Genomic DNA, 26,443 nt, shown 5'->3' on the forward strand with positions numbered 1-26,443 from the left:
TAATCACTTTTAGTTGTTTCAGAGCAGTTATTTCTACAACTCCCCTTCAACTAGGATAATTATTCTTATACCTTGCTGTAGCTGCTTTTTTGAAGAATTGAATATACTGTTTATATCCTTCAGGAAATACAACATTCAGGATTAGTGAGTCATTTTGATCTCGGTGATCTCCTGGACCTCTAATAACTCGTAATTCTCCTGGTGAATCTCTATTTTCAGGGTTGATAAACTTTTTTAATTTTAGGGGTTTACGATTCTTAACTTCCCCATTACTACTATCAATATAAACGGTAACATTCCCAGACTTAAATTCTTTGCCAATCTCTTGAATAATCTGTAAAAATCCGCGATCACTTCCTCCTCGTTGAAAGGTTAATTGACCATTTATTTCCTTAGCTTTGCTAGTAACAGTATCCCCTACTCCTATAATAGTTGGCATCTGCATTGGATCAAAATTATCTTTAATTAATTTTAGTAATTTTTGATGTTCTTTGGGAGATTTTCGAACGTTAAAACTCTCTCCTAAGGGGTATTGTCCTGTTTTATTGTAAAAGTAACGATTGAGGATAACTAGTACCCCAACTTCCTTAATTGCTCCTCGCAACATAAATTGAAAATCTGTTGTTCCTGAATCCTCCCCTTCAGCTATTTGCATGATTTCTTGTCCTTGAACATCTTTCCCTAAGTTAGGGGCATAATGGACAAAAAAAGAATTATCTAATCCTTGATATTTGGCTTGTTCTTGCAAATTATCCATTAAAATTTTCATTGCCAGCTGTAATTTACAATAGCTATCTTCTTGATACTGTAAGTATTCATGAAATATGTTTAAATTAACTGTAGGGGATACTTTATTATCTAGAACAGCTAATTGAATCCCTTGTTTAATTTTATTTTCTTCTAACCCGCAATTATTTTGCTGAAAAAATTCGATTAAAGCTTTTTCAATCTTCTGAGGGACTTGTTGTAAAAAGGTTAATTCTTCTTCACTAACCCCAAGATGAGAAACATTCCCATAACAATCTTGCCATTGGACTCCACCACCTGCTAAACCTGGTAAGTAAAAACCTTTATCTTGGACTAGATCGATATTCTTTAAAGTACGTTCAATAATTGCATTCACCCCTCGTTTGCCAATATGTTCCCCATTGGTTAAGACAAAAAAATGTCCTTCAAATAATTTAGTAGCTTCTAAATAACTTTTATCAATTACCCTTGTTAAAGGATCTTTGACTAACTTCATACAAACACCATCAAGATCTTGAATAATTAAAATATGTTGCTGATTAGAGATTAAATTGATAAGTTCTGGATGATCAAGAGATAAAGAACGTTGATGTAAGGGAGTATAGGTGGCAGACATTGTAATTAATAATTGAGAATACTAAAAAAACAAATTGGGACAAAACCCTAATTGGCAATGTAATAATATACAGTTTGAATTTAACATAGTCATTCTAGCTATGCAATTTTTATTAACTTGATCTACTTTAGTCAAACAACACTAACCTATAACTTTAAACTTCATCAGCGATTAATTACCTTAATTTCCGAGATTTTTGTCAGAGGTTAAAGGAAAGATCTAGCATATTGCTCATTACTTATAATAAAAGGCAATTTCTTGATCGGTAATTTCTGGATCTTTTAACGGAATAAATCCCTCATCAACGAACATTTGGTTGAATTTTTATTGGAAAATATATTTGGACCCAAGACGAACAATACGAGAACATATCGTATTTGTTACTCCACGTTAATTTTGGGCTTCTAATGCTACTTTTTATAAAATGCTAATTTAGCAAAGAGGATAGAAGTGCCATCCAAATCAATTCCTTGAGAGGTTGTTATATCAACTACACCAGTACCGGTATCACCGGTTAGTGAATTTGTAATTAATTATGCTGTTTGTTTCTCTTTAATTGCTCTATTAGGATTTTTTTCTAGTAAAATATTTTTTTTTGATAGGGTTTCTATATTTAAATAACAATTAAATTAGCATCACATGCTCTAAAAATACTTGTTCTCAAAACTGAGTATCGTCAGTTCCAACAAATGAATCAAGACAAATGATGTGAGCCATCCTAGACTCGCAGTAACAAAACTACAATAAAAGTTAAAACTTTTACCATAAAAAAATTTTTCCCATCACTGGAAACTTTTTTTTATAAAAAAATATTGCTCTACTCTCCAAAACGCTGATGTATAAACACACAAAATTAAATCAATTCCTAAATCTGGCAACTTCTCCCATTAAGATCTGGTCAACGATCCAGAAGAATTAAATATTAAAAATACGCCTATAAATAGTAACTAATGTACGCTTAATTTTTTTTTAAACTATGTTCTATTATCATTACAAAATGACCCGCTTATTTGATAATAATAGCGCTTTGAGTAACGTCAGAGTTACTACTATAACCGGTTGAACGACTAGACAACTTAAGTAAGTTTCACGAAGTTCTCTGACTTGTTTATCCTCATAATCAACGCGAAAACTAGCAGAACATTTGCAATTCAGTCATAGTTGTGCAAAGCGTTTTTTAGACGTCATGAAACTACAAAAAGTATAGAACTACTTTCTCATGACTGAAGATAACTCCCGAAAAAGGTTTTATAGTCAGTATTCTTGCCATGTGTTGTTTAGTCTAAAAACTAAAGTTAACCCGAGAAAAAAACTTTATGCCTTGGCAGCTTACACAAACAAAGTTCAATTTTTAAAAAATAAATATTCAATAATTTTTGGAAAAATAAAATTTTAAGACTTAGATTTATTGCTGCTTTTACTTTCGAAGGATGGACAAATAAAGAATTTTTTCTTACGAAGAAAATAGAAGTTATTGTACTGTCCTTGTGGACAAGGACTTGTGTGGTCATAGATTTTATTTTCTCATAAAGCTATAAAAGTTAAATAACTGATGGAATCTATATAAAAAAATCACATTTTTATCTCCCTCTTCTTCTAACTTTAGACTTTTTCAAAAAATGTTAGTTAAAACTCTGAAAATACTTGTAAATTCAAGAATCTATAAATTCTAGAAATCTCAACTAAGTTATTAATAAGACAATTAATTGAGTAACACAGTAAAGACATAATTGCTTGGTTTACCCACTTCTGTTAGGATGAACTACTCAATTGAAACTCACTATAGATGAGCGGGCAGTGATAGAAGCTATTGAAACTATGCTCAGGACATAATGATTTAGCAGTAGAAATATTCCCTATTAAGAATTAGGAACTAGAGGAGGTTAATTGACTAAAAAACAAATAAAAAAGTCTAAATTTTATTTAAAATAATTAACATTTAGTGCGTAACTTAACGTTAACTGATATTTTTATTAGTTTCAATTTTTGTTCGAGCTTCTTAGATTAAGAAATTTTTCTATTTTTTTAGGATAAGTCTACAGTTCATATGCTTCCTTAACAGTTCTTGATATAGTATTGTTTATTTATATTCGACAAAAAAGATAAGTACTAGTTGGCTGAACACTTAAGGATCGAGAAAAATTGAATGGTTGTTTATTTAAAAGATTTTTAGACAGTCACAATATTGAATATTTTTTTTAAAAAAATCGTTAAATTTTACTATCGCTTCTTAAAGCAATTACGTAGAATGAGTAAATTTATAGTCAAAAAATCTAGGACTATTTAAACTGACTTCTTGAGTACTTTGTTTTTTTTTCTAAACTTAGAGTTTAGAGGAGTTAAACAGTAAATAATAATTCTATTTTAGAGCATTTAAACTCAAATTAAGTATTCTTACTTATTAATATATTTAGTCATTATTTAACAAATAATAGTTAGTCGAATATATATAATACCCATTATATATATATTGCATACACACTATATTTTACATAACTTGTCAATGCATAAGTTCTAACTAATACCATCCTCAGATTGTAAAAACACCTATCAATAAATTCATTTCTTTAGCTAAGCTAACTAATTAGATTTTTTCTTAAAGTTATTGAGCTCTGAAAACTGCCTGTATTTTTTTAAAAAATCGGTAAAAAGTAAATTTGCCATTCTTAAGAATATCAGTTAGTTTATTACATTAACAATTAGAAGATATTTGATTTAGTTCAAACGTTAATTAGATAATAAACAGAACTTAACTTAATCTCTATTGCTTAGGATTAGAAGTTAATGAGAAAATTATTTCATCAAATGTAGATAAAAATTATCAAATATTAGATCAATTTAAATAACTTGGGATTCATTTATTTCTGGAATATGTAACACATAATAATACTCAATTGCGAGAAAAGACTTAAGATACTAAAAATATTTTAGTATCTTAAGTTTAGTCATAATGATAATGTTCAAATGATGGAAGAGAGAGTAACAACTCCAGAACAGCTTAAATTTTTATAAAAAAATAAAATTTAAATTAATGAGAGTAAATAAATAAAAAATAGAAAAGTATTTAAAAAAGAATAATCGCTAGGTACAAATTTACTTTAAAATTCAGCTCATATAATTAGAAAAGTAAGCACTATTAAAGTTGACTAGTAACCTATTCTCTCCAGAACGAAGACAAGAGCAGAAATTTTGTATTTAAATACAAGAGAATGGAAAATTAAAGGGATTGTAGATTGGGTACATTTATCAAAAAATACAATTAGAAAAATCACTTCTAGATAGATAATTCAAGAAAAATCAAAATTCTAAAATTCTCCAAGAAGTAGAAGAAAAATAACTTGAACTGAAGTAAATATTAAGTATATTTAAAAGTTCTTAGAAAAAGATAGAAAAGTAAAATTAATTCTCTAAGGAATACGTGATTTCTTACAAATAAAGTAGTAGAAATAGAACTAAATAAAAGTGAGTATGAGTATTGCTCTATATCCTAAATCCTAAAAAAAAATAGAAATTTTTATATGTAAAAGTAGATGAAGCATAGAAAATGCTGCAAAGATAAAGGGATAAATACGGTAATTATTCTTGATAATCACTCAGTGTCTACAAGTAGTTTAGCTCTGTTTTAGCTAAACTTAAACAATAGAAAGAAAAAGAACTGTATCTATTTTTTCTACCAACTGATGGTTCGGAAGTAAATTTAATAGAAGGAGAATGGCATTAAATAAAAAATATTAAATTCCAGGAAGTACGTTCGAAGATGAATATGATTTAGCTGATACAGTTAAACAAAGTTTTTCTCAAAGAAGTTACTATAAAAAATATCAACTAAGTCAATATGAATTCAACTGTAATGGCTAAAATATAAAAATACAATATCATTTACATTTTTAGCATCTATTTATGACTACTTGTTAAACTTTTAAAAAAGTTTATGTAAATCTATTCATTCAACTTTTTTCTAAAAAGCAAATAAAAAATTTATTGTCACAGAATAAGGCTAACAAAATATATATGTTTTTCTTAAAACAAGAAATATCAGCATATATTTTTTTCTGAACTAATCTCACTTTTGTATATTTAAATTGAATTAGTTTAACTTTAACAGAAATAAAAGTGTTTGTAAAACTCCTACCATAAATCCTAAAATACCTCCCAGAGTTACAATAGCTTGTAACTCATTTTTAACTATTCCTTTAACTGCTATTTCTAGATTTTCAGGAGTTGTAGCATTCACTCGATTAATAATCACTTGATCAATAGATAAAATTGGAATTGTTTGAGCAACAATTTTTTCTAAATCTTCTTCAAAATATCGTTCTAAAAGAAAAGCTAATTCTTCGCTGATTTTTGTCAAAAAACTAGTTAATGTAGTCGAATTTTGCAATCTGTTAATAATCAACATTGCTAATTGATCCCAGTCAATTGTATTTGCAAAACCTTTAAGAAATTGCGTTCCCCTGTTTTGAATATAATCCTGTACAGTTTCCCTTGTAGTTTTACGTAATTGTTTTACAGTGGAAATCGGTAAATTTTCTAAACAAAGACTTTGTAACCATTCCCGTAAGCGACTACGTAGTTCTAAAGATAGCATTAATTCCTTAAAACGGGTATTAGCCATGTCTTGTTCTTCTAAACAAAAATTTCGCAACCGTGTTAGGGTATTTTTGAGTCCAAATAAATTAGCAACTACCCAATAAGTTCCACTGCTCTTTTCCCGAAATCCTTCATCAATGACTTGAATATTGCGATCACTCAAAAAATCAATTAAAGTTTGCCTTAAAACATCGGGAGGGACAACTGTTTCTAACAACCAGTCAGCAAACTGTCGTGCTTGGGTATCTGTCAGACGAAACTCAAGTAAAACTTGGTCAAAAATTTGATTAATTTGACATTCTAAGAAATCCTGACGACGAGCAAATGCCTTTAGAAGTCGAGGCAAAGACTCACTAGATAAGTCCCGCAAAATATCGGCCAAAATTCTCGCCGTTTTTTGTTCTTTATCGTTTTTAATCTGTTTAATAGCTAGGTTTAATAACCAGAGAATAGCAGATTGCACCCTTTCAGTTTTGAGCAAGCGTCGTGCTAACTTTTGCAACTCTTCTGGGGTCAAAAGCGATCCCATAATTGTATCTGAGACTTTTTTAGCTAGACGTTCCTGGTTACGAGGAATTAACCCTGGAGTAAAGGGAACACGACGCTTACCAATATGAATAGCTCTATAAGGACGAAAAAGCATGTTAATGGCTATATCATTTGTAAAATAGCCAATCATCATACCAGCAGCTGGAGGAATGATAATCGTCCAGACTAACGATAAATCTAGGTTAGTGATAATCAAGGGTTATCTGTGCTTACTATAAAATTCTCCTTATCCCATTATGGACAATCGCGATGGATATTAAAGTACCGATTAACTGAATTTACTCCGATCATCCTGTATTTCTCATACCTGCAGCAATTCCATTAATGGTCAACAACGCTCCCCGTAGTAATTCCTCCTTAGAATAGCGGAAATGAACTACCCCAGATTCGGCTTGATGACTATATTGACGCAACCGCTTCAAGAGAGAAACTTGTAAAAATCCTAGAGGAACAATGGTTCCATTGCGTAACTGAACCGAACGTTGTAGTCCAACATCACCATCGAGTAATTTTTGATGGTTAGTAATAGAGAGAATAATATCACGAGTTAGGTAATATTCTCGGGATATTTCTTCAAAAACTCGATTAAATCGCTCTATATCTTCATTGTTAGATAATTCCCTTACATAATGATGGGCAATTTGTAAATCCACTTTAGATAAAGTCATTTCAACTTTAGAAACTACCATTTTGAAAAACGGCCATTTGAGATAAAAATACCGCAATAACTTCAAATTTTCTTCTGTTTCTTTATCTAGAAAGCTTTGCAGAGCAGTTCCTACCCCATACCAAGCTGGTAAAAGAAAACGACTTTGAGTCCAACTAAATACCCAAGGAATAGCCCGTAAGCTACTCAAATCCTTTTTTCCGCTTTTGCGTCGTGCGGGACGAGAACTAATTTGTAATTGGCTAATTTCAGGAATCGGAGTTACTGACAAGAAGAAATCTAGAAAATCGGGCTGTTCGTAAATCAGCGCCCGATAGGCTTTCCTGGCGGTTTTAGCTAACTCTTCCATGATCTCATTCCAAGGAATGATATCATCGAACCCACTTCCTAATAAACTCGATTGAATCACAGCGGTGGTAGCGGTTTCTAGGTTATACAAGGCTAACTCAGGGAGAGAATACTTAGAAGCTAAGACTTCTCCTTGTTCCGTAATTTTAATTCGTCCGTTAATGGTAGAAGTGGGTTGAGCTAAAATTGCTGCATAGGCAGGACCGCCCCCTCGTCCTACCGATCCACCCCGTCCATGAAACAATCTTAAATCAATACCATGGGGTTGAGCTACTTTTTGTAGAGCTTTTTGAGCTTTGTGGATCTCCCAGTTACTGCTAAGAAACCCTGAGTCTTTGTTACTGTCGGAATACCCCACCATGATCTCTTGCAGGTTAGTCGGTTGTAGTACCGAAAGGTTCAAAGGGGTGGGATTGTTCGGGTTGTTAGAGGACTGAAGTTTATCGTATCCCCCCGCTAAAGCTGCGCGATATAGGGGCAATTGGAATAAATCTCCCATCACTTGTGGGGCACGTTTTAAGTCGTCTACCGTTTCAAACAAAGGCACAATGCGAATGGTAGTAGTACTAATAGCTGGATCATAAAGTCCTGCTTCTTTTGCTAACAACAGTACTTCCAGAACATCGCTGACATAGTTAGTCATACTGATGATGTAGGTTTGGCAGATTTCTAAGCCGAACTCCTGTTGCAAATAGCGCAACATCCGCATAGTTTCGACGGTTTCACTATTCTCAGCTTTTTTGAACTGCATCCCTGTGGGAATTAAGGGCCGTCTGGTCCCTAGTTCTTGTATCAACCACTTCACTTTCTCTTCTTCGGGAAGCTGGTTATAGGGTTGGGGTAGAATATCTAAGTATTCGGCAATTTCTTCTATCGCATCAGAATGACGGGAGGAGTTTTGACGAAAGTCTAACTGCGTTAGGGTAAAGCCAAACATTTCGGCTTGAAAGAGTAAATTGTCGAGTTCTTGACAATTTAGTCCTGTTTCTTTCAGATTCCGTTTAATTAGTTCTAACTCTTGCCAAAACTCTGTTCCCGAATGATAAATATTTTGTACCCTCAGACTAGAAAGCAATTGTCTTTGTTCTGGATTTGCCAAACGATCATTGCGGTCGCGAGTATTTTCTAACCGTTTTTGAATATAAGATAGTTTTAAGCGATAGGGTTCGTGCCGGTAACGGATAGCCAATTGTTCGTAAATCTCTGGCATGGCCGAGCGGTCACGTTCCAGAGCATCGAGTAAGTCTTGGGAAACATCGCTCCAGTGGAGGGAAACACTTAACAGTTCTGTCAAATTCTCAATGGAGTGCAAATACTTCTCCAAGACCAAATTGCGCTGATAACAGGCTGTCTGCCAAGTTACTTCTGGGGTAACAAAGGGGTTGCCATCACGATCAGCCCCGACCCAAGAACCGAAGCGACAAAAAGTACTACTGGGGGGACGTAAACAAGGAAAAGACGACTTCAAGGCTTGTCGTAATCGTTTAGACAGTTGGGGCAAGGCATCAAATAAGACTTTATCGAAGTAGTGAAGGGCATAGTCCACTTCATCGAGAACACTGGGTTTAAATTGGTGAAGTTCATCCGTGCGCCACCAGAGGCGAATTTCTTCGGTGAGTTGTTCCCTAGCAGTTTGAGCTTCCCAAGAGTTGTTTAGTCCCATCCCCCGAAACGACTCTTCAGCTTGATCCAACCGTCGTAGAATGCCTACGATACGCTGTTGTTTACGTCGGATCGTGTGGCGAACAATTTCAGTAGGGTGGGCCGTAAAAATCAGGCGGATGTCAAGTTGATCAAATAGCCGTTGAATTTGTTGGGGCGGAACATTAAGTTGTTTTAATTGAGGGAATAACCAGTGAAAAGTTCCAGCTTTATCAGAGGCGATATCACCTCCAAAGCGTTTTTCTAATAAGTTTATCTGTTTTGATGGGCTATAAATTTCCTTTTCTTGTCTATTTGAAGATTTATTCTCATTTCCGGTACAGGTCGCTCGTCTTATTAATTGTTGCTCTCGTTGTTCGTAATGTTGCTCAACAATGTTGATTAGTTGAAAATAAAGAGCAAATGCTCTGGCTGCCCGAATCGCTTCATTGAGTTCTAATTGTTCAATAAGTTCGGTGATCGAGGCTTCAGGGATACTTGTCACCTGTCCCTCAGGAGAACACATTGTCCGAAGTTGTTTGAGTAAGTCCACCAACCCCTGACCACATTCAGCTTTTAATACTGCCTCCCATAAATCTTCAACAAGTTTGAGACGGTGACGTAAAAATAAGTCGGAAGTCGAAAAAACGTTAATGTCTTCGACCATGAATTGAGATGATTCGTGCAGCGAATTCATGGGAACCTCAGGGACGTTCTATAAACCTAGTAAGGATAGAAATCTTTAGGAATCGAGAGCAGTATTTGGATAAGTCATTTTTTTCCTTTCAGGAGTTAGATAATTTAGATTTACCTTATTATAGTAAGTGTTTGCTGAACTTTTTTTGGACTAACGATCCCCATCATTCTATCGGTTCTTGTCTGGATTAGAAATTAATCTTAACTACAGTTGGTAAAAATTTAATTATGCTTTAAGAAAGTGGATCGGTTGAACTGCTGTCAGGAAAGTTGAGGATAGGCAAGCGATCACCCCGAAATACTTCCTCGCTAGCTTCTCCCAACTCTCCTAATCTCTGAGAAATTTGGTGGACAATAAGCAAACTACCTAAAAACGGAGCAGTTGCTAAACTTAAGCAGATAACGACAGGACAGAGGGGCTGATTAACTTGACTCATAGATCGTGATTCCTAATGCTAGATTACTGGTTTTATCATATACTTTTCTTTCTTCTTTGACAGTATTATGGTTTATGAACAACTTTGTCAGTTTTTTTTGTTGATGCTGATTCAGAAAAATTAATCATAGATTATTAAGATTCTAGAAATATTTTGATTAGTAAAAATAAACAAAAATATGATGATAAAAGAAAGAGTCATTCGTTAAAAACATTTTTCTTGTAAATTGTAGATAACCAATCTTATGTAGTGAATGAGATTAAGCTAATTTAATCTAAACTCCTAATTTAAATTAGGATTATCTCACTATATGCTATTTAATAATACTCTCTTAATATGCTTTTTATGATTATTGAACTACAAGTTTTATTTTTATCTATTGACTATCATTAAAAGTGATTGCGCTATAATCGATTTCTTTTCTATCAAGCTAAACTTTTATCAAAAATAAGGAGTAAAATCATACGTTCGCATTTTAATGCACATTATTACAGTTAGCAAAGCCAGTGTTGATTAACACCATTATGTTACCTATGGAGATTAGTATGTTCAATATTTAAACAAGTGTTTTAACCGTTGTGTTCTAATTGTTACTTGACCCAATCAAGGCAATCGTACTACCGCAGCCGTCTATTCAAAAATTAACCATTAACTATTAATTAAACTTAGATGTCTTCTTATGAACCTCTACATCATAAATACCGTCCCCAAACATTTGCTGATTTAGTGGGACAAGAAATGATCGCCACTACATTAACAAATGCGATCGTCTCCCGAAGAATTGCCCCTGCTTACTTGTTTACAGGGCCTAGGGGAACAGGAAAAACTTCCTCGGCACGAATTTTAGCAAAATCTCTAAATTGTCAACAAATCGAAAATCCGACTTCCACCCCTTGTGGCAATTGTGAAATATGTCAGGCAATCACCAAAGGATCAGCCCTAGATGTCATTGAAATTGACGCAGCTAGTAATACAGGAGTCGATAATATTCGACAGATTATTGAAAAGGCGCAATTTACACCTGTTCAGTGTCGCTATAAGGTATATATCATTGATGAATGTCATATGCTTAGTGTAGCGGCGTTTAATGCTCTCCTCAAAACTTTAGAAGAACCCCCAGATAGAGTAATTTTTGTCCTCGTCACCACCGATCCCCAAAGGGTTTTACCGACAATTATTTCTCGTTGTCAAAGGTTTGATTACCGACGCATTCCCATAGAACCCATGGTGGGTCATTTAAGCAAAATTGCTTACCAGGAAGCGATTGATATTGCTGATGAGGCTCTAACATTGGTTGCCCAAATTGCCAATGGGGGGTTACGAGACGCTGAAAGTCTTCTGGATCAATTAAGTTTATTATCGGGGACTATTACCTCAGAGAAAGTCTGGGATCTAGTTGGGGCAGTTTCTGAACAAGATTTATTGAAACTATTACGGGCTATCGCTTCAGATACCCCAGAATCAGTGATAGATAACTGTCGTTATTTAATGAACCGGGGAAGAGAACCTTTAGTTGTCCTGCAATATTTAGCAGGGTTTTACCTCAACCTTTTAATTGCAAAAACAGCTCCCAATCGTCCTGATATAGCAGCGGTAACAGCGGCGACTTGGCAAGCTTTATCTACTGAGGCGCAAAAGTGGAAAGTTGAGACTATTCTGCAAGGACAACAACGTCTTAAAGAAAGTGAAGTTCAACTTAGAAATACTACTCAACCCCGTTTATGGTTAGAAGTCACCCTTTTAAGTTTATTACCATCAGCTTGTCATTCCCAAACCGTTTTGAAGTCTGATAACGAAATAGAAGTTAGAAGAGAAGAGGTAATAGACAAGACACAGGAGATAACACTCACCATTTCTCCCTTGTCTAACAATACTTCTCAAATGCCCCGCTCCTCCCAACATTCCAATATTTCACAAGCGGAAAATACGAGGACAGATACAAGAATTAACGCTAATGAAATTTGGTCGTCAGTTCTAGGAAAATTACAACCTTTTCCTCAAGATTTAGTTAGATCCAATTGTCATCTTCTTAATTTAGATGAGTCAGCGGCCTATATTGAAGTCCGTAGTCAAGGATTGCTCAAATTGGTCCAAGGAAAAATTTCTGATCTTGAAGCAGCTTTTCTCGAGGTTTGCCAACGTCCTATTAAGGTGAATTTAAAAGTAGCTTCCTCTTTTAATAGAACTTCTAGCAGTCCTCAAACTATCCAACCTTTACCCTCAAATCTTCCTCCAATTAGCAATGACCGAACCTCAAGATCTATTAACTCCCAACCAATTTCTCATTCTCATCATTCTAAATCTAATAATAATGACTCAACATCTTGTAATTCTCAATCTGAAATAAAATTACAACCTCAACTAGAAACTCATTGTCCTGAAAAAAAAACTGATTTAACTGATATTTCTGGTAGTATTGCTGTCGAAGAAATTGAAAAAGCGGCTAAAAGTTTAGCTAAAATTTTTGACGGAGAAATTATTGATTTATCTTATAAGTCTCACAGTGAATCTTCCAATCATCTTGAAAAAAATTTAGAAGTAAGTAGATATGATTCGTCCCCACTATCACAACCATTTTTAGGAACTCATAAAGTTAAAAAGTCTCTTATTACTGAAACAATTGGTCAACAGCAATCGGCAATAAGAATAGAAAATTTAGACCAAACTCAATCAAGTTCAGATTTATTACATAAACCATTCTTAGGAGAACTAGAAATGTATAATGAACAGGTAACTGAATCAGTTAATTTAGAAAAAATTGATAGAATAGATGCAATTTCTCAGGAGGTTAAATCTAATTTATCTGCTTTAGATAAATCTTTTGAGAAACTACGATGTAATAAACGAACAACTAAACTAAAATCTTTTGTTCAAGGACGACCAGAAGTTATAGAAAATGAAGAAGATCTCGACTTTTAATGAAGACTTGGAAAAAATTTGCCTATTTTAGCTTAAAATGTAGATGTATATATCAACCCAAAAAACTTTATTCTATTTGAATTGATTGTGTATAATTAATTGTTGACTAATTACAAAATGTATCGATATTAAATTTCTATCAAAAAAAGCAGTCTATAAAATTTAATTATGGATAATTTTTTATCTCAAAAATACTCACCTGATGAATTGATAAATCAATTTAAATACGATTATAAAAATCAAGAGAAATTACTCGCAGCAATTTAATAATGATAAAAAATAAGAAAAAATATTTAAAAAAAGAATATCTCTGCTAGACTAGCAGAGATAAAACTTAAAAAAACTTTAACTACAAACTAATGAAAGTTTATTAAAGGAATTAAAGAATTTCTATCAGAATAGAAAGTAATTACAGGAAAACAATGTACAAAAAAAATTAAAAAAAATTCGTTATACAGAACAAAAAAATAACAAAAAATAAAATTATTAACTCGGAAAGCTGAACAATGGTTAAAGGAGTTTAATATTACCTCAGATGAAGGATTTTGGTTTGAACAATTTTCTGCTTCCTATCCATCTAAATTAGAAGCTGCGCTCGATTATATTACTGCTTTAGATGATACATCCTAAAAGCTAGTTAAAGATCAAAGATCTTTTAGAAAGAGCTTAAAGTTTTATCTTTGCAATACTTCTAAGATTATAAAAATTTAGTCATAACTAAGTTTTTGTAGTGACAGAACACAGTCATAACTAAGAATTGTGGAGATTATTTACTAATGATCTACCATTTTTAGTCTAGAAGAACTAAAATTACTGATTTTTAAAATTTTAGGACTTGACCAAAGTAATTTGATCTTTTAGTCTAAAAGTAGGGTAGTTCTTATCGAACAATTTCTTTTTTTTATTTATGGCGTTTTGTTTTGAAAGATACCGAGAAATATTTTTAATATCAGTAGAGGTAATGATTAATGGCAATTTCACTAAGTAAAGGTCAACGGGTCTCCCTGGAAAAAGTTGCGCCTGGACTAGAAGCTGTCCTTGTTGGACTGGGATGGGATGTAAAAACAGTTGATACGGGATCTGATTTTGATATTGATGTTTCTGTTTTTATGTTAGGGGAAAATGAAAAGCTTCCTTCTGACAGCCACTTCATTTTTTATAATAATTTAAAAAGTCCAGATTCTGCTCACTGTATTGAACATATGGGAGATAGCTTGACTGGTGAAGGAGAAGGAGATGACGAAGTTATTTGAGTTAACCTAACGAAGGTCCCAGAAGAAATTAAAAAGTTGGTTTTTGTCGTCACTATTCACCAAGCTGATCAACGAAAACAAAATTTTGGCCAAGTAGAAAATGCCTTTGTTCGCTTAGTTGATGTAAAACCAAAGAAGAAGTATTGCGGTTCGATTTAACCGAAAATTATTCAATTGAAACCGCAATTACTATAGCAGAAATTTATAAAAAGGATAAACAATGGCGCATGAATGCTGTTGAATCAGGATATCGAGGGGGATTGCAAGCTATCCTAAATCGTTACCAAAAGTAGAAAGAAATGGCTATTAATCTACAAAAGGGACAGCAAATTTCCCTAAAAAAAGAAGCACCTGGTCTAACTAAATTGATGTGTGGTTTAGGATGGGACATACCGAAGAGTTCCGGAAGATTGTTAGGATTATTTAAACTCCAAGCTCATGTTGATCTCGATGCCTCTGTTTTATGTTTAAATCCAAATGATAAGCTAACCAGCAAATCAGATGTAGTTTATTTTGGAAATTTGCACCATAACTCACTTGCCATCACTCATCTAGGGGATAATCTAACTGGTAAAGGAGATGAAGATGATGAGGGTATATTGGTCAATTTACCTCAGGTTCCTGAGACTATTTCTAAATTTGTTTTTGTGGTTAATATCTATAATTGTATTAAACAAAAATAAAACTTTGGACAGGTAAAAAATGCTTTTGTGCGATTAGTTGATTTAGAAAAAAAACAAGAAATCGCTCGTTACAGCCTTTCTGGTAGTGAATACAAAGGAAAAACTGGTATGATTTTAGCAGAAGTTTATCGTCATAATAGTGAGTGGAAAATGGCTGCTGTTGGGGAAGGAATAAATGTTAAAAATATTCAAAAAGTAGTTAATCAATATTGTTGAGTTGCGGTAGATTAGGTGTTATCCCCCTAAATAAATAAGTTAAACACTTTAAGCAACTTAAGCCTCAAATAACTCATTAAATTTTTTGATCCTTTTATTGAGATGAAGGCTAATTGTTGTGGAAACATACCGATTTTATCAGCTGCACTCTTACAGGATGATTCTTTGGAAAATACAAATCCAAGAGCAACTCTTATTTCATTCTCAAGCTAAATTTATTGCCCGTTGTAATTATGGTCTATCCTCTTGTGGTATATTATGTTTAAGCTTATTAAAATTAGGACTTGGCTATTCTAGCCTAGCTGTGTATAATACAATAAGAACCAAAAGATAATAAAAGCCAAAAGTCTTGCTTTACAGGGTGTTAAGCATACTAAAAACTTGATTACATAAAAATTTAATTTAGCTTTTAGAGTTAAAGAATATAGTCATCATTAGAGTTTTGGGAATTACTAACTACTAATTTACCAGACTTAGTCTGGAAGGGCCAAAATTTTTTTTTTCAAAGCCAATAGAACAATTGCTCGCCGGACTAGGGGTTAAATCTAACACTAATCAACATCTGGTTTTATCAAACTAATTCTGATTCATGTCCGTCCTCACTAAAAGAATATTTAACCCTAATGTAGGGAACATCAAGAGAACTAAAAGCATAACTTTTATGGGTATTAAATTTTTCAATGGTACAAATAAATTTTAAATAGCCAATTTGTGATAAATCTTTACAGAGTTCTGAACACTTATTGCTAACATGATAGGTAACTGGAGAAACTAATCCGGATATGGTGACTCAACAAGTTTATTACGCAAGGACAGACAGGAGTCCCGCGAATAAGTAATTAACAGTTCCATGCCTTCCTTGTACATCGTTCTACTTAGTCTCCATTGGTCTTCTGTTCTTGAACAATGTCAATGGCTTGACAATGACTAATTTAGGTCATATACCTTTCCTTAACTGTTCTATTCAGAAGAAATTTTGACTGTCGGCATTACACGGGAATCTTGCAAAATCTTTGTATCTTCCCCTTAGGAAAATACAAAGGTTTTGCAGGGTTGAGGAAATAGCAGGTTAATCGTGAGTCAATTTTGTTGTAATTGACTCACGATATCTTCCTAACAAACCTAGATTCATCATGGATTCAAAAATTACATTCAATATTCCTGACTGGCTGCTCGCTCTTAATTTCAGCTATAAAACTTAAGTAAGTCCTTAAAATCAATTAGAGGTAGTAGAACAGATTCTATGAGTAACACCAGTGATTTTCGTAACGCCATCCGCGATGTTAAGGATCAATCCCTTATTGGACCCAATGTCATTGCTAACGCCCTACCCTATCTTGGAGGTGGATTGGTGCTAACAGCTGTTGGCACTTATGGGGGATTAGGAGTTATTCAATCCTATCCCAATCTATTTTTTCCCTCCCTGATCGCAGCACTTATTGTCGAGTTAGTCCTGTTTTTTGTTGCTCGTAACATAGCTGAACAAGGCAATAATGGCATAGCCTTACCTTTACTAGCCCTTTATGGTCTTCTTTCTGGGTATACCCTTAGTGGAGTAGTCTTTGTCGCTTTAGGAACCCAAGGAGTTGGACTACAAGGTATTGCCGTTGCTGCTGGAGGTTGTGGCATTGCCTTTATTGTTGGTCGCAGTATTGGCTCCGATCTTTCCGAACAAGATGGCATGGCTTTAACCAAAACCATTAGCTTAGGGGTTATTGCCCTATTAGTGGTAATGATTGGTCAAGTATTTTTTGCCCTATTTGGAGTTTACACACCGACTTGGGTAGATATTGTTATCTCTGGTCTTGGGGTATTTCTGTTTGCTGGAGCGGCCGTGGTGGACTTTTATATTTTGCCCCGTACCTATCGTAATGATCAGTATCTCTCGGCAGCCCTGTCGATGTACCTGACCTATATTAACCTGTTCATTTTCATCTTACGTCTTTTGATTGCTATCAACAGTCGCGACTAATCCGTTGGAGTAGAGGGAAGCACGCAAATAACAAGTACTTCCCCTTACTCCTAAAATTAAAGCAGCTCTTTTTCTTCTAAATAACTATTCTATTCTCAGGAAAAATGGTCTACTTTAGGCCAAGGATTGTAACTATTATTGTTTGGTAAGCGATCTATGGCAGACTCCCAATCCCAACCAACCGAAACTTTTAAAATCAAAAAACCGAAGTTTGACTTTAATAAATATGCAAAACGCCTCAATGGCCGCCGCACCGCCATTATTTTTTCCAATCTTACTCATCGAATATCTGACTGGTCAGAGCTTGTTAATTTGCTTGGGTTTACGGTGAATAACCATGCCAAAAGAAAGAAATTCATAAACTCTCTTCCTAGTCGTCAAGTCTATACCCTGATTAGTCTAAGGAATTTCTTCAAGACCTGTTCAGTTTTGGTATAGCTTGAGATAAGCTGAGACAAGAATAGTTACTTAAAACAGCACAATATCAGTACATCATAATGAATGCTTTTTTTCCTCGTTTTCTAAAAAGAGCTTACCGTAAAGATCCGATTTCTAGCTTTATATTAGTGGTAGGAGCGGTTGATGTGGTAATTGGGGGGGTATGGGAGAAGTCGACTTTACTATCCTCTGGTCTAGTGGTGGTTTTACTCACTGTAATCCTACGCTACTGGCAAACTCAAAAAGCCCAACCTTTAGCGACCGAAGAACCCCCCAGAAGATATCTTCCCCTGAGTTCGATGCGGTCACCTCTACCAAGATTAACTAATGATAAGCCTCGTTGACAAAAACTATAATTACTAAAGCTTTGCGGTAAACATTTTTGTAGCTGCGGAGAAATCATCTAAAAATTCTCTCCACATTGCAGTGTGAGATAGATAACTACTTAATTCTTAAATTGTGATGAATGCCTCAAGATCAACAACATCCCCAGGAAAAAAAAGATCAAGAAGTGGTAAATGCCCTTCTCCAAGAAGAAACTAATCCTCATAATCTAGCAGAATTAGCTCGGTTGCGTATCCGCTACCATAACTTTCCAGGGGCTAGGCGGATCCAAAATGATCTAGACTTACTATTGCAACAATGGGAACTAACCGAAGAACAACTTTTCGAACAAACTCGTCAACTCCACGAAACTCGTCAAGTTTATCAGCGTATTAAAAGCAAAAGTGCTCAGGATTGGAGTTGAAAGCGGTGAGGTTGGTGAGTACCGCTAATTGTTGATCACCCACCATAGTAAGTAGATAAGCAGTTAAAAAAGAGCAATCTCCAAGCGGCAGGGCAGCTTGCCTCAAAGTTTGGCTAGCGGAATTATAAAAACAACGCCTAGTCCTTTTCCACAGAAATAATCGTTCGATGAGGAGGATTACTGGAGATGATAGTTTTGTGTTCAAATTCTACTTCCATCATGGTTAATTCCACATCAAAGATATAAGAATTCTTACTCGAAGGTTCTCTACTCTCCATCGGAACCAATGATGCAGGGGGCAAGTTTTGAATCACAGGATGAGCAAGATTATGATCTACAATGCCTAATACTCCACTGTTAAGAAGATTTGTAAAATTTCAGGAGAAATAGTCTCGTTTGCCACTTTTGAGAATTCATATAGAATAAATGGCAATGTAACTGTCTTTAAAATAACTGTGAGAATAATCCGTTTTTTCAGCTAGATCATGTGCCCATAAGGCTAAAGTCGAAGTCTTCACCCAACATCTTATGTCTAACACATCTTGAACAACCGTAGGGCTATGGAGCTCTAAAATTTTATACAGATTTCCTCGTAGGCAATTTTGAGCCGTTTTTGGAGTTAAAGTCTTTCCCTTCCAAACTTCTAAGGCTATGGACAGGGTAGCGAAGTCGACTTAAAAGACTGCTTGTCAAAATAAATCACCTTTATCATAAGCATGAAAAGAAACTGAATAATAATCAGGATAGTTAATGTTAGAGTAAGTCATTTCTTCTAATAAGCTTTGCTTAAATGATTTGTAATAAAGTCAGAAAACAAATATAATACTGGGTTGTTCTCAGAAATTTTGAGATCGTTCATAATTATAGATAGACTTCTAAGAGATTTTGTTTTGAGTTTTTCTACAAAAACTGTCTACTGGAATACGTTTATGTATTATTTATATTAACTTTTTATAAAAAAATTAATGTTTTTCGACTTAACTTTTAGTGTACAAACTAGCCCAATATCTTTTTTGAAAGAGATTTGTTTTATTGCTTTCTGACGTCCTAATAGTTTTAGATAAGATTGTCGTCTGTGATAAAGATTTAAAAGATATTGCTATTAACCTTGCGATTGCTGTTGGACAATTTTCTAATTCCACAGATTGGTCATAGAGGTTAGCTAAACGACATTGGGTATAAATTTGTCAAGTATTTGTATTTTGACCTAATAATTATACGAAAACCCTTCAATCCAAGTAAAAAAAACGAAAGACCTTTGGGCGTCTTACCTTGTTTCGACTCCAAAGATCTTTTCATATCACTTTTACTCCTCACACACAACGAGAGTGTATCAAACTCAGCAATAATTTTTTAGGTAAAATATGACAGTTTATTGATTGTCACAAAAGATAAAGCTCAGAGAGCTCAGTCTAGATTGTTAATCATCATTGCTATAAGAAATATTAGGTGAGCATAGAAGTTATCGAGGCGTTCTTACTTCTTTTCAGTTTGAAAATAATTAACACGTGAAATATCCTTCGTTATCCATATCCCTAGACTTGTTTAAGTCGTAAATGAATAAAGAATGATAATAAAGGATATTTCACTAGGATTTTGGGATATCATGAGTTATAAGAATAATAATTCAGAAGAATTGAGTATAGCTACCCATAACTTAACTATAAACTGAGAAAAATTACTATAAAAACCTCTTTATTGGTTAGTAGCATTGGCTGCTGTCTTAGTAACTCTTCATCTAACCGTACTTGATCAATTTAATGAACCCAATTTAATGAGTTTAAACATCCTCGTATAGTTGACTGTTGCTTCCCTTATCTGAGATAAAAAAGAGCTGATTAAGTTAGATAGTGGAATATTCTCAGCTTTTTAAGTAGGAACTTTAATTATCTGTGTGTTACTCAGAAATATTTCTCCTGCTGGTTATCATCTACTCATTTAATTACTGATACTACTAAAAATAATTTTAATAGTATCAGTAATTAAAAAATTAAATCAATACTTAAAAGAATAATTTATTATTTTTTTATTAGCTTTATATTCTACTACTATATCAGTTTTGAATGCGATTAATTTATAACTATTAACAGCTAACTTATCTTATATTTTTTTGCTAGCAACAGGCTTTAATTCTTATCGAGAAGGAGTTTCTATTATACTACCAATAAGTAGAGTGTAAATTTATGAAGCTTGTTCTAGTGTTGAGAGTATTATGCTGATATTTTTTATTTATATTCTCTTTTTATTCATTCTTTCTGTAAATCGAACTCAGTAAATTTTTTGTGTAATCAGAACAGTGTTATTAAGCTTTATAACCAATGTTATTAGAGTTTATATAATGGTAGTTTTAGTTGTGTTTTCCAACGTAGAAGCTTTTGAGAACTGGCATAAAAATATTAGATTTTTTGTATCTTTCCTAACATCAGTATTAATATTTCAGATTTTTTGGTCATTTTATGTACGTCCCAAAAACCTTATTTATCACTTAAAATAAATAAAGTTTTTGGGATAGCTAATATTAGTAAATATCTCTTATTATAATTCACCTTAAAATATATTTTGTAGTAATGAAATTCAAAAAAAAATTAAAAATATTATTGATTTAACCTAACTAATTAGGAAAAAATGTATCGTAAGTATACGATCTATAATTAAGGACGTTGACTTTTATGAAGAAGACTTTTTTAAAAATTGTAAGGGTTGGGGTAGCTGTTGTCCTTTTAGTGTAAAATATCGGAGCTTTTATTCGTAATTTTTTTGTTTATCCTGATTTGTCTGCTTTTTAACGAAGTCTTTATTCCACCAGCAACCATAGTAATAAGCATAAAATAAAAAAACGTGGGACATTATAAAATATTTAAATATCACAAGAAAACTTACTTACCCGGTTGTATTAATCGAACTAAAAGAGATAGTTTAATTCATGTACAACATACTCAAAATAAATATAAAAATGGTTGGAACCTACAAAGAACTTTATTTTCGTTTATTGGCTACAAAAACTTATTTGAAACAACTTATTTGTGAACTTTAATTTTAAGTTCCGTGGCTTCGAATTTAGACTCTACTGCTTTAGTAAAGACCTATTGAAACCTAAAAATAGTTTGAATTAAATGGTATAGTCGGTGGAAACTAAAATTGGTTCTACTGAACTCGAGATTGTAAAAATTGGCTGAACTCTAACACGACTAACTTTAACAACAAGCAAACTGTTAGAAGTTTAAACAATTCCCGAATGAGACTTCCAAAACGTTAGTATCGATGATTTTACACTACCAGGTTCGGTAGAATTTCTAAATTAAAGACAAAAGAACTACAATAGAGAATATTCACTTAAGACTTTGTCGAGATATGGAAACAGCAGAATTAAAACGCGAAATTCAAGGGCTTAGTACGCGCCTGGGGAAAACTCAGGAATATCTTTGACTTACCTGCTCTAAAAGCCAATATTCAAGACTTAGAAACTTTAGCTGCTCAACCTGAGTTTTGGGATAATCCTGAAATAGCCCAAATCACCTTACAAAAACTCAACGATTTTAAATCTAGTGTTGAGCAGTATCAACAGTGGCTAGGTCAGTTAGAAGATACAAAAGTGATCGCTGAATTACTAGCGTTAGAAGAAGATCCGAGTCTGTCTAAAGAAGCGGAGACAATCATTAGTCAACTTAACCGTGAACTTGATCGCTGGGAGTTACAACAGTTGTTATCGGGTGTTTATGATACGAAAGGAGCTTTTCTGACTATCAATGCAGGGGCCGGGGGAACCGATGCCCAAGACTGGGCGCAAATGTTGTTGCGGATGTATACTCGTTGGGGAGAAAAACAAGGTTATAAAGTACATTTGGCTGAACTTTCTGAAGGAGATGAAGCCGGAATCAAGTCAGCAACTCTAGAGATAGAAGGACGCTATGCTTTTGGCTATCTCAAAGGAGAAAAAGGAACTCATCGATTGGTGAGAATTTCCCCTTTTAATGCCAATGGAAAGCGGCAAACCAGTTTTGCTGGAGTGGAAGTTATGCCAGCGTTAGAAGAAGAAGATATTACTGTTGATATCCCCGAAAAAGATCTAGAAATTACCACCACTCGTTCTGGCGGGAAGGGAGGGCAAAACGTTAACAAGGTAGAAACGGCGGTTCGTGTAGTTCATCTGCCCACTGGAATTGCAGTTCGTTGTACACAAGAACGTTCCCAACTCCAGAATAAAGAAAAAGCCCTCGCCCTACTTAAGGCAAAATTATTGATTATTGCCCAAGAACAACGCGCTCAAGAAATTGCTGAAATTCGGGGGGATATCGTAGAAGCAGCTTGGGGTAATCAAATTCGCAATTATGTCTTTCATCCCTATCAAATGATTAAAGATGTAAGGACAAATGAAGAAACAACAGATATCAGTGGAGTTATGGATGGCGATCTCGATACTTTTATTGAAAGTTATCTGCGTCACGGGGGTCGTGGTGAGGATTAATTGATACTGATACTACACTATAAATCCATCAGGGCAATCTTTACAATTTTTGCTTGGTAGATACCCTCAAATGTAGAGAATTTCTCTTTAATAACAATCTACGCTTGCTAAGCAATCTCAGTAACGATTAAACCGTCGATAAGCCTAACATAGCCAACAGCGTCAAAAAGAGAAACATAAGTCCTCCAATCACCATTCCCATTAAAGCAACAGCAATGACTAGCTAGATTTTTTAACAGAGATTTTAGTCAATTAAAAACGTAAAGGGAGATACTGAGACTTAAACTAATTAAGCAAAGAAGATAGTAGGAAACGTTTTCAAAAAATTCGCCCATGAGTTAGCCTAGCCAGTGTACAACAATTCCATCATTTACTCTATGGCAAAAAACTTATTTGAACGCCAAGCTAACCAATTGGTTAACTTTAGCCGCCTATGGGGTTATCAGGCTTGGTTAGTCTTTCTAGTCGTCTTTAGCCTCTGTGTTACCCTAATAATTTTTACAATTCAATCTCCAGTCCAGTCCCGTAACCAACCCTCAGAAATTCGGGGAGTGTGGCTAACGAATATTGATAGCGATGTACTTTTTAGTAAAAAAACCCTGTCCGAAGCCATTGCCACCCTCAAGCAATTCAATTTTAATACCCTCTATCCCACTGTCTGGAATTGGGGTCATACCCTTTACCCATCTGAAGTCGCCCAACCTATTACCGGGACCAACATAGACCCAGCAGAAGGGCTACAGGGACGGGATATTCTACAAGAAATTGTTAATCAGGGACATCAAGCAAATATGGCAGTTATTCCCTGGTTTGAATTTGGGTTTATGGCCCCTGCGGACTCCCAACTTGCTAAAAATCATCCTCAATGGTTAACCCAACGAAAAAACGGTGATAGAATTTGGTTGGAAGGAAAAGTCCATAAACGGGTTTGGCTAAATCCTTTAAATCCAGAAGTTCAAACCTTTATTACTAATTTAGTCACTGAAATTGTGAGTAAGTATGAAGTAGATGGCATTCAATTTGATGATCATTTTGGCATCCCTTTTGATTTTGGTTATGATAATGTTACTCTGGCACTTTATCAACAAGAACATCAAGGTAAATTGCCTCCAAACCCCCCAAAAAAACTGAAGGCAACTAATAACTGTACAATTAATGATCAAGTTTGGCAGGAATGGACAAGATGGCGGGCAGAAAAAATTACAGGTTATATGACCGAGCTCTTTAAAGCTATTAAAGCCACTAATCCTAGTATCATTGTTTCTCTATCTCCTAACCCTCAACCATTCTCAGCTAACTGTTATTTACTCGACTGGCATCAATGGGAACGCCGAGGATTGATAGAAGAATTAGTCTTACAAGTCTATCGTCCTAATCTCCGAGATTTTCAACGGGAATTAGGACGCCCTGAGGTTCAAGAAGCTAAACAACATATTCCCTTTGGAGTTGGGGTTCTTTCCGGTTTAAAAGATCGTCCAGTTCCCATGGAACAGATAATAAAGCAGGTAGAAACCATTCGTCAAAAACAATTTTCTGGGATCTCCTTTTTCTTTTATGAAAGCTTGTGGAATTTCGGTACAGAATCCCCAAAGGAGCGACAATCAGGTTATCAAAAACTGTTTCCAACTAAAGTGAGTAGGCCAGAAGCTTAAAGTGATAATTTGGGGTGTACTGTCTAAAGTCTCATTAACCGATATACTTATGACTCAACTCTTCGTCCTGACCTAAGATAGAGGCATTTTCAGGAAATTTTTGGTAGGATAAAAGACTGCAAGAAAGTTAACCCCAAAAGAAAAGGAGATTTTCTATGGCCCGTAAATGTCAATTAACTGGAAAGCAAGCTAATAATGCCTTTGCTGTTTCCCACTCCCACCGTCGAACTAAAAAATTACAAGAAGCCAACTTACAATGGAAGCGAGTTTGGTGGAGTGAGGGCAATCGTTGGGTTAGATTACGTTTGTCCACGAAAGCCATTAAAACTCTAGAAAAGAAAGGGTTACAAGCTATGGCTAAAGAAGCGGAGATCAACTTAAATAAACTTTAATTCCACAACCTATAGAGGTAAGTTTGGGGAAAATAGAGAAGATGAGGAGAAGTAAATTTGGTTAATAGCATTAGTAGTAATGGATTATTTCGTATTAAATTTGGTCTTTGTCCCTTATGTTGATAAGACATGCGAGACTAATCATGACTCAATCTTTAATTCCCGTTATCCTCGCTGGTGGTAAACCCAATTATGACTCAAGCTTTAATTCCTGTCATCCTCGCTGGTGGCAAAGGAGAACGTTTTTGGCCCCTTAGTCGCCGTCATCGCCCCAAACAGTTCCTCTGCCTTGATGGTAGTGGACAGAGCTTATTACAATCAACGGCTGACCGTCTACTTCCCCTAGCCCAAAACTGGGATAATCTTTGGGTAATTACCTCGGCTGCTATTGCTGATGGAGTTCGAGAACAATTACCAGAGTTAGCTGAAGGGAACCTCTTGGTGGAAACCCAAGGAAGAGATACTGCCCCCGCAGTGGCCTGGGCTACTCTAAAAGTGGCTGAACGTTGTGGACTCGATGCAGTTATTGGCTTTTTTCCTGCTGATCATTTTATCGCTGATATTCAAGGCTTTGAAACAACTATCAAAGCTTGTTTCCAGTTAGCTATGGCTAAAGATGCTATCGTCACTTTAGGCATTAAACCTGACTATCCCTCCACAGCTTATGGTTATATTGAACAAGGAGAAAAACAGGGCGGTTGTGAAAAATTGCCAATCTATCGCGTCAGTCGCTTTACTGAAAAACCTGATCAAGAAACTGCTCAATCATTTATTACAACAGGAAAGTTTAGCTGGAATAGTGGAATGTTTATTTTTCGGGCAGAAGTTGTCCTCAAAGAATTAGAAACCTATGCCCCTAAAATAATGCAATTGTTGAAAGATAAAGGCGAAGCAGCTTTTTCTGAATTAGAAAAGATAAGTATTGACTATGCCCTGATGGAAAAAACCCAGTTAGCCTACGTTTTACCAGCTAGTTTTGTTTGGGATGATTTGGGAGACTGGAATTCTTTAGAAAGACTTGCCAAAGGAAACAGGACTAATGTAGACCTAGCTAATCACGTTCATTTGGATACCAAAGGAACGATCGTTTATTCGAGTGACAAAAACCATATTGTTGCTACTATTGGATTAGAAGATCTGGTTATTGTGCGCGACGGTAATGTTACCCTAGTGGCCAACAAAAAACGTACTCAAGACATCAAAAAACTATTAGAATTATTACAAGCTGATAAAAAACTAGAAAGATATTTGTAAGTACTCGTACCGACTGAAATGATCTATGACGATTTAAGTCCTTAACAAATTATTAACAATTAAATACTCGCTCTTTTAGGCTTGAGTATGATTAGTTTACAGCTAACAACTTCCAAGATTCTTTTCCTAAACTATGTCATGTGAATTTCAAAACCTG

The 26,443-nt window shown here is 34.7% G+C and carries 17 protein-coding genes and 2 pseudogenes; 14 read left to right on the forward strand and 5 right to left on the reverse strand.

The features are described from left to right. Positions 1–46: 46 nt before the first annotated feature. The 4 genes from stpA to P3F56_RS03865 form a co-directional block, all read right to left on the reverse strand. Positions 47–1,363 (reverse strand): glucosylglycerol 3-phosphatase, encoded by a 1,317-nt coding sequence (gene stpA / locus P3F56_RS03850; protein WP_281153468.1) that lies wholly within the window; start codon positions 1,361–1,363, stop codon positions 47–49. A 4,087-nt stretch (positions 1,364–5,450) separates the two neighbouring features. Then, positions 5,451–6,638 carry a DUF445 domain-containing protein gene (locus P3F56_RS03855; RefSeq protein WP_281153707.1) on the reverse strand — a complete coding sequence of 396 codons (1,188 nt, stop codon included), beginning with the start codon at positions 6,636–6,638 and terminating at the stop codon, positions 5,451–5,453. A gap of 154 nt (positions 6,639–6,792) precedes the next feature. Further along, positions 6,793–9,858: a phosphoenolpyruvate carboxylase gene (ppc, locus tag P3F56_RS03860; RefSeq protein ID WP_281153469.1), complete on the reverse strand. Its 3,066-nt coding sequence runs from the start codon at positions 9,856–9,858 to the stop codon at positions 6,793–6,795. Between the two features lie 232 nt (positions 9,859–10,090). Beyond that, the gene (locus P3F56_RS03865) at positions 10,091–10,294 is read right to left on the reverse strand and encodes a hypothetical protein (RefSeq protein ID WP_281153470.1); all 204 of its coding nucleotides are present in this window, start codon (positions 10,292–10,294) and stop codon (positions 10,091–10,093) included. Between the two features lie 669 nt (positions 10,295–10,963). On the opposite strand from P3F56_RS03865, the gene P3F56_RS03870 reads away from it, so the two are divergent. The 8 genes and pseudogenes from P3F56_RS03870 (at position 10,964) to P3F56_RS03900 (ending at position 18,523) form a co-directional block, all read left to right on the forward strand. After that, on the forward strand, positions 10,964–13,213 hold the full coding sequence (locus P3F56_RS03870) for a DNA polymerase III subunit gamma/tau (protein WP_281153471.1): 2,250 nt from the start codon (positions 10,964–10,966) through the stop codon (positions 13,211–13,213). Positions 13,214–13,690: 477 nt separating this feature from the next. After that, positions 13,691–13,843, forward strand: a complete 153-nt coding sequence (locus tag P3F56_RS10445; RefSeq protein WP_405054777.1) for a salt stress protein, Slr1339 family — start codon at positions 13,691–13,693, stop codon at positions 13,841–13,843. A gap of 338 nt (positions 13,844–14,181) precedes the next feature. Next, positions 14,182–14,759 (forward strand): annotated as a pseudogene (locus tag P3F56_RS03875) (TerD family protein). Between the two features lie 6 nt (positions 14,760–14,765). Continuing rightward, positions 14,766–15,365: pseudogene (locus P3F56_RS03880) on the forward strand (TerD family protein). Between the two features lie 1,243 nt (positions 15,366–16,608). Continuing rightward, positions 16,609–17,337: a Bax inhibitor-1/YccA family protein gene (locus tag P3F56_RS03885; RefSeq protein WP_281153472.1), complete on the forward strand. Its 729-nt coding sequence runs from the start codon at positions 16,609–16,611 to the stop codon at positions 17,335–17,337. A gap of 156 nt (positions 17,338–17,493) precedes the next feature. Next, positions 17,494–17,775 carry a hypothetical protein gene (locus tag P3F56_RS03890; RefSeq protein WP_281153807.1) on the forward strand — a complete coding sequence of 94 codons (282 nt, stop codon included), beginning with the start codon at positions 17,494–17,496 and terminating at the stop codon, positions 17,773–17,775. A gap of 59 nt (positions 17,776–17,834) precedes the next feature. After that, on the forward strand, positions 17,835–18,119 hold the full coding sequence (locus P3F56_RS03895; RefSeq protein WP_281153473.1) for a hypothetical protein: 285 nt from the start codon (positions 17,835–17,837) through the stop codon (positions 18,117–18,119). 122 nt (positions 18,120–18,241) lie between these two features. Then, positions 18,242–18,523, forward strand: coding sequence for a DUF3288 family protein (locus P3F56_RS03900; protein ID WP_281153474.1), 282 nt, complete (start codon positions 18,242–18,244; stop codon positions 18,521–18,523). Between the two features lie 137 nt (positions 18,524–18,660). On the opposite strand, the gene P3F56_RS03905 is transcribed toward P3F56_RS03900, so the two are convergent. Continuing rightward, a complete protein-coding gene (locus P3F56_RS03905) occupies positions 18,661–18,837 on the reverse strand; it encodes a hypothetical protein (protein WP_281153475.1) in 177 nt (58 codons plus the stop codon). A 718-nt stretch (positions 18,838–19,555) separates the two neighbouring features. On the opposite strand from P3F56_RS03905, the gene P3F56_RS03910 reads away from it, so the two are divergent. From P3F56_RS03910 to P3F56_RS03930, 6 genes are all read left to right on the forward strand, one after another. Beyond that, on the forward strand, positions 19,556–19,678 hold the full coding sequence (locus P3F56_RS03910; protein ID WP_281153476.1) for a hypothetical protein: 123 nt from the start codon (positions 19,556–19,558) through the stop codon (positions 19,676–19,678). 1,132 nt (positions 19,679–20,810) lie between these two features. Beyond that, the gene (locus P3F56_RS10450; protein WP_405054778.1) at positions 20,811–21,017 is read left to right on the forward strand and encodes an archaeosortase/exosortase family protein; all 207 of its coding nucleotides are present in this window, start codon (positions 20,811–20,813) and stop codon (positions 21,015–21,017) included. Between the two features lie 857 nt (positions 21,018–21,874). Continuing rightward, positions 21,875–22,988 (forward strand): peptide chain release factor 2 gene (prfB, locus tag P3F56_RS03915; protein ID WP_281153477.1). Its coding sequence is split into 2 segments (ribosomal slippage): positions 21,875–21,946 and positions 21,948–22,988, totalling 1,113 coding nucleotides; the frame shifts between segments, so codons are not numbered across the junction. A gap of 377 nt (positions 22,989–23,365) precedes the next feature. Next, positions 23,366–24,640, forward strand: coding sequence for a glycoside hydrolase family 10 protein (locus P3F56_RS03920; protein ID WP_281153478.1), 1,275 nt, complete (start codon positions 23,366–23,368; stop codon positions 24,638–24,640). A gap of 155 nt (positions 24,641–24,795) precedes the next feature. Further along, positions 24,796–25,032, forward strand: a complete 237-nt coding sequence (gene rpmB / locus P3F56_RS03925; RefSeq protein WP_281153479.1) for a 50S ribosomal protein L28 — start codon at positions 24,796–24,798, stop codon at positions 25,030–25,032. Between the two features lie 192 nt (positions 25,033–25,224). Continuing rightward, positions 25,225–26,286 (forward strand): mannose-1-phosphate guanylyltransferase, encoded by a 1,062-nt coding sequence (locus tag P3F56_RS03930; RefSeq protein WP_281153480.1) that lies wholly within the window; start codon positions 25,225–25,227, stop codon positions 26,284–26,286. The last annotated feature ends 157 nt before the right edge of the window (positions 26,287–26,443 follow it).

The organism is cyanobacterium endosymbiont of Epithemia clementina EcSB, assembly GCF_029919255.1.
GTDB lineage: Bacteria > Cyanobacteriota > Cyanobacteriia > Cyanobacteriales > Microcystaceae > Rippkaea.